The sequence below is a fragment of the Clostridium sp. HBUAS56017 genome (assembly GCF_007115085.1).
Classification (GTDB): domain Bacteria; phylum Bacillota; class Clostridia; order Clostridiales; family Clostridiaceae; genus Clostridium; species Clostridium cibarium.
The window spans coordinates 21,993-27,992 of the sequence record NZ_SULK01000035.1; the positions used below are offsets into that span (position 1 = coordinate 21,993).

Here is a 6,000-nt window from a genome sequence, read left to right on the forward strand (position 1 = left end):
TAAAAAGTGTCTTAAATTGATTTCAAAACAATTTATAGACACCTTTTGAAAATTATATGTTTATTCCAAATGTTATTATATCCCCATTAACTTCTATGAATACGCTCCCATTCACCTTTTTGATAATTTTTTGCACATTATATAGCCCAAACCCTCTATCTTTAGACTTTGTTGAATATCCCTTAATAAAAATGTTTGATACATCTATATTAGTTGAGTTTTTAACTGTATTTTCTACAATAAACTTATATGTATCTTTATCATTTTTATTTTCTTTTAAAATCGTTAGACTTACAATTTTTCTTTCACTTTCTTCAGCTGCTTCAATTGCATTATTTAATAAATTACTAAGAATAATTACAAGTTCTGAATTATCTATATTCAAATTTTTTAAGTTTGTATTTATTTCATATTTAAATTTAATTTCTTTATCTTCTGTCTCACATATCTTACTATATATTAGTGCTTTTAAAATATTATTATCTAAGTACATTAATCTAGTTAAATAATCATTGCTATTTGTACATTTTATATAATCTTTTATTAAATCTTTAGTATTTTCCCCATCGGAAACTTCCAGCATTGTATATATAATATTCAAATGATTTTTATATTCATGTTCTTTAGCCTTCAAACTTTCAAAATACTGTTCTAAAATAGGATTATATTGATTTTCTATACTTTGAATATTCCTTTTCTTTATCTCCTCAGTTGTATTATTTATTAATTTCATATTTACCAATATCATTCCTAACGCTATTACAAAAATAATTCCTAGTTCTATTCCTTCTAAATTCAACCTATCATTCAAATATTGAAAAAGAAATAATATTAATGAAAAATTTAAAATATGCAAAAGATACATTTTTATATTTTCTACAATTTTTTCTTCAATATCTAGTGCATATTTCCTAATAAAAACTTTTGTAAGCATTGTTATGATAGATAATATACAGATTAGTAAAAACGGTAATGAATAACTCCTTTCATAACTGGATAATAACGGAAGTAACACACCTACCATCGCTTCACCTATCAATAAAAAAAAGAATGAAACAAAAAGTCTAACTATTACTTGATATGTATCTATCTTATATAATAATTTAAACAATATGAATATAATAATTATAGATATAATTAAATTAATCAAATATACATCCAAACTTCTTAAATAATAATGTGGAATGATACAAATAACTGCCATTATTAATTTAGAGCTACAATTTTTTAAATTTATTTCTTCAAATAGCATAGTATATATCATCAATACTGCAATTACTTCAATTAAAGAATTAATCATATATTAACCTCCAAGGCCTTAAAAACATTATCGATATAATTAACTGAAGCTTGTGCTATTTTTTCTGTTTCTATAAACTTAATAGTCCAAAGTTTTGTATACTCTTTTTCTATTTTATCTATGTATCTTGTATTTACTATATATGATTTATGAGATTGAACAATTGTTTTAGATGCAATTTGATTATAAAACTTACCTAACGATAACTTTTTGCATATTATATCATTTTTAGTAGTATGTATTATACATTGCCTTGAATTATATTCTACAAAAATAATATCATCATGATAAACCTTAAAAGTCAAATTCTTATCTATTGGCACTATTGAATAAGCCCTTTCCGTAAAGGAATCATGAAAATCATTCTTATTAAAGATATCTATAGCTCTTTTTATATCTTTAACATCATATGGTTTTACTAAAAAATCATAACAATGTGTGTTTTTAAATGCATCTACAATTTGAAACACTTGATTTGTTATAAATATTACACCTTTTAGTTCATACCCACTCATTTGCCTCACTTCTTTAACTAAATCAATTCCAGATCCATCCTGCAATTTGACATCTACAAAAAACAAATCCACTTCAGTTATATTCAGTATTTTCCTAGTATCCCTGCAGCTATACGCTCTGAATACATTTATACTCGGATAACTTTTTTCAATTAATTTTGCAAGATTTTCATTTTGTATAGTCTCATCTTCTATTATCAAAATGTTCATTATATCACCCAAAAACATTGTAACATATTATCCAATTTCAGTATATATATATTATCTTTGTAATAAAAAGGCATTCCAGTAAATAGGAATGCCTTTTTATTACTTCTTTTCTCTTAAATCTAGTGGCAATTTGCATTCTTCCCACCATACTAATGATGGTTCGTCTATACTTTTTTCTCCCACCTTTAATGATGCTTCCATTAACAAATTGGTTAATTGTTTTTTTGCTTTCAAAATATCCATTCTAATTCCTCCATTTCATTTTTATCTAATTTTCTAAACAGCTTTCTCACAACAACCTAGTTCAATCTCTTTTTTTATATATTCACAGATTATGTAAAGTGCTGTCATTAAGACTACGTTAATATATACATAATTATTGATTAGTATAGTGGAAAACAAAATAATTAGATATATAGATAGAACCTTGAATCTTACCTTGCAATCTTGTGATTTAGTTCCTTCTTGTACTATTCTTGTTTTATATTTTACTCTTGATAAAACAGCCACCACGATTATACTAACTAAAACTTGTAATGTTAAGCTTGTCCCTTTTATATTGGATGATAATATAAATATTGCCACATAAACTAAGATAGTTTTAATAAAACAACTAGCAAAACTCTTACAATGACTTCCTCCAATATGTCTTCTTATTCCTACTATCAATACTGTTGCAATGGTAAACTCAGGTAACTTATTCCATAGCATTGCCATTGCAAATAGAAAAATAAACTTTACTGACTCTTTAATAGTAATTTCAACTCCATATCTAATTCTATCGATTTTATATATATCAGATATATCATTACTTTCTGCTATGAAATTGGTTATCTTACTTATAATAGTATCCAACTATAATTCCTCCACTATTCTAACCATTAATTACTTAATAAATATACTCTTTTTCAATAAAAAGAAATATCTTTTGTACAAAATTCACTTATAAATCTATATAATTACTACTTTCTATAAAAACTAATTCTATCTAATTACTAAACATAACTTTTATACCTTAAATCGAAACTTTGATACACAACTTGATAAAAAAAGCTATTAGTTAGCTAAAATAAACCTATTATTAAATTTATGAGGTTTTATTTATATGTGCATTCACGAATTAACAAAGCAAAAAAAAAAATATATAATAATCTGCCCAAAGGAATATTCAAAATTTATAAATAATTTCACTCTAGATTTAAACAATCTACTATTAGTAAATATATATCCCAAAAATTATATTGAAAAAGTAATTTCAAATATTCAATTTTTGTTTAAAAATAATAATCAAAGCGTTCCACATTGTTTTGCTATTGAAACCTTAGATAACAGTATTAGTGTGTATAAATGTTATTTAAAATAGCTGTAGCAGAACTTTCTAATTCATAATTAATTGTTGAAAATTGAGAATTATTTTGGATGAAACTCTTGCAGAATTTCCAAACTATATCCTTATAAAAGTCTGTTAACATATAAAACGATCATTAAGATTTTTATCCATTAATTCTCAATTATCATATATAAACTACTAAATTTCACCTTACAGATTTGGCCCTATATATCTTTTATACTTTTTCAAATTTTCAGTTTTAATACTTGCCTGAACAGCATTTTTAGGACAATAATTATAACATTTCATACATAATATGCATTTGTCCTCAAAAATTATTTTTTCATCTCTATTCTTAATATTTTGCATTGGACAATTTCTAATACACCAACCACATCGATTACATTTATCATTTATATAGAATCCCTTGAAACGATTTCTAACGAGTTTCTCTCCTATAAATCTTTGTGATGTCCCATATATTCTTGCAAAAATATTTTTACCCTCTATATAATCTTCCAAATTTATAATTCTTGCACATACGTTACCTATTTTTCTATATAGTATCTTAATTCTTGATTTTCCCGTATTTAAATCTATTGCAGATGACTGACACAATGAAGATAAATGTAAGTTATTGCCTAAAATAAAATTGGCTGATAGAAATATTTTGTATCCTTTCTTCCTCATTACTTTGTGGGTGTATAGGTTAACATCTCCTGCTATATGACCTGTTGTAGTAATATAGAATATAGGAAGTTTTTCTGCTGAAGGCAACCTTTGAAGAATTTCTCTTACTAATAGTGGTGCTTTAGATGAGTATGTTGGGTATGCTATCCCTATCATATCAACTTCAGTCACCTTTACTGAACTTATATCAAATATGCTATTTAGAGAATATAAGTATACTTCTTGATTTTCCGCTTTTAACATTTTACTCAGGGAATCTACTATCCATTTTGTATTTCCAGTCCCACTAAAATATAAAATTGCAATTTTCATTTTCTCCCCCCTGATTATTATATGTAAACTTAATCCATTACGAGAATTATATCACATTATTGTTATCAACAAAAATAAAACTATGTTAACCCATCTAAAATTACTGGTATAAAATGTCATAAAAAGTATTAATATAGTCTTAAAAAGGGTATTAAGTAGAAAATATTCATTTACGAACTCAAAATACTATTATAGGATTTTTTATAGATAAATTTACCTGTTGCTAGTATATTTTTATTAAATACCTATTTATTGAATTAGGTAAATATTTTAAAAGTGAGGTTATTATGAAAAGAAGTTATATAAAAAGAAAAATTCTTATATCATTTGTAGTTGCTATTAACATTTCACTTTGCTTTAATGTACAAGCTTTTGCTACTTGGGATAGTTTGCATTCAAGCTATGCCACATATACTGGTTCAGGCTATTCTGGTGGTGCTTCTCTTCTAGATCCTATTTCTCCAGATATGGAAATTACCGCTTTAGATCCTGATGATTATAACTATAACGGAGTTAATGCAGCATTAGCTGGCGCATATCTAGAAGTTCAAGGCACAAAAGGAAAAACCATTGTTTACGTTACCGATTTATATCCTGAAGGAGCTAAAGGTTCATTGGATCTTTGTCCAGCCTCATTTGCTAAAATTGGTAATATACCTGATGGAAAAATCAATATAAAATGGCATGTAGTAAAAGCCCCTGTAAAAGGAATGTTTTCTTATAGAATAAAAGAAGGTAGCAGTCAATATTGGGCTGCAATTCAAGTAAGAAATCATAAATATCCTGTTATAAAAATGGAATATCTTAAAGATAATACTTGGATTAACATGCCAAAAATGTCATGGAACCATTTTGTTGGTACTAATATGGGAACTAAAGCTATTAAAGTAAGAATTACAGATATTAGAGGCGTTACAGTTACAGATACAATAAATTCTTTACCTCAATATGGAACTTCTCAATCTTATATTGTTCCTGGACATGTTCAACTTCCTGACACAATAATTTCATCCAATAATTTGGTTTATTCAACTACTAATTTTAGATAAGAGTTTCACCTCGCAATTTTTTCACATAATCGCACATGAAATTCTTATTTTGTACAGTTCTTAACTCATTGCACATTTTTACTATTAGATATTAACTTAATTTTGATCAATTAGAAACTAAATGATTATTTTATTTAACGTTCTCTCACACTAGTGTATGTACCCGTTTTGTGTATACGGCGTTTCATTAGAATTTAATGTATGATTTGATATGTTTGTGTTGACTAATATCTCCTAGCGATTCTAGGTATTTATTATTTAAAGACTTGTTTAAAATCGGGCTGTTGGAGATTCTCCAATAGCCTTTTGTTATATTTGCATATTTCCACGCTTTGTATTTATTAATTCCTAATTTAGTTCCAATATTCTTCCATTTCCCCATATATAAGCTCTTAGCCTTCTTCTAATCCATTTGTCTATTTTCACACTTAATGCATATCTATGAGGCCTCCTCAGGTAAGAATATGTACTTTCACCGATTATCGCGTACCCATGCTGGGCACACCAATAAAAAAAGGATAGTTTTCACTATCCTTTTCTCAATTACCTGGCAACGTCTTACTCTCCCACACAGTCTCCCATGCAGTACCATCA

General features: G+C 26.5%; 6 protein-coding genes. 1 reads left to right on the forward strand and 5 read right to left on the reverse strand.

The window, feature by feature from the left end; genetic code table 11:
* Positions 1–52: 52 nt before the first annotated feature.
* The 5 genes from FAY47_RS19035 to FAY47_RS19050 all read right to left on the reverse strand — a co-directional run bounded on the left by FAY47_RS19035 (position 53) and on the right by FAY47_RS19050 (position 4,357).
* Positions 53–1,300, reverse strand: coding sequence for a GHKL domain-containing protein (locus FAY47_RS19035; protein ID WP_143318513.1), 1,248 nt, complete (start codon positions 1,298–1,300; stop codon positions 53–55).
* On the reverse strand, positions 1,297–2,025 hold the full coding sequence (locus FAY47_RS19040; RefSeq protein WP_185966907.1) for a LytTR family DNA-binding domain-containing protein: 729 nt from the start codon (positions 2,023–2,025) through the stop codon (positions 1,297–1,299). The genes FAY47_RS19035 and FAY47_RS19040 overlap by 4 nt, the downstream gene beginning before the upstream one ends.
* A gap of 99 nt (positions 2,026–2,124) precedes the next feature.
* Entirely contained in the window at positions 2,125–2,268 is a 144-nt protein-coding gene (locus FAY47_RS20490; protein WP_185966908.1) for a hypothetical protein, read from the reverse strand.
* A gap of 33 nt (positions 2,269–2,301) precedes the next feature.
* Entirely contained in the window at positions 2,302–2,880 is a 579-nt protein-coding gene (locus tag FAY47_RS19045; protein ID WP_143318515.1) for an accessory gene regulator B family protein, read from the reverse strand.
* Positions 2,881–3,565: 685 nt separating this feature from the next.
* Positions 3,566–4,357, reverse strand: coding sequence for an EFR1 family ferrodoxin (locus FAY47_RS19050; protein WP_143318516.1), 792 nt, complete (start codon positions 4,355–4,357; stop codon positions 3,566–3,568).
* A gap of 287 nt (positions 4,358–4,644) precedes the next feature.
* Here FAY47_RS19050 and FAY47_RS19055 point away from each other — a divergent pair, with 287 nt between their 5' ends.
* Positions 4,645–5,406 (forward strand): expansin EXLX1 family cellulose-binding protein, encoded by a 762-nt coding sequence (locus tag FAY47_RS19055; protein WP_143318517.1) that lies wholly within the window; start codon positions 4,645–4,647, stop codon positions 5,404–5,406.
* The last annotated feature ends 594 nt before the right edge of the window (positions 5,407–6,000 follow it).

Bases quoted from the DNA above. Each gene is read 5' to 3' on its own strand.
- FAY47_RS19035 (WP_143318513.1), bottom strand. From the start codon at position 1,300: ATGATTAATTCTTTAATTGAAGTAATTGCAGTATTGATGATATATACT.
- FAY47_RS19040 (WP_185966907.1), bottom strand. From the start codon at position 2,025: ATGAACATTTTGATAATAGAAGATGAGACTATACAAAATGAAAATCTT.
- FAY47_RS20490 (WP_185966908.1), bottom strand. From the start codon at position 2,268: ATGGATATTTTGAAAGCAAAAAAACAATTAACCAATTTGTTAATGGAA.
- FAY47_RS19050 (WP_143318516.1), bottom strand. From the start codon at position 4,357: ATGAAAATTGCAATTTTATATTTTAGTGGGACTGGAAATACAAAATGG.
- FAY47_RS19055 (WP_143318517.1), top strand. From the start codon at position 4,645: ATGAAAAGAAGTTATATAAAAAGAAAAATTCTTATATCATTTGTAGTT.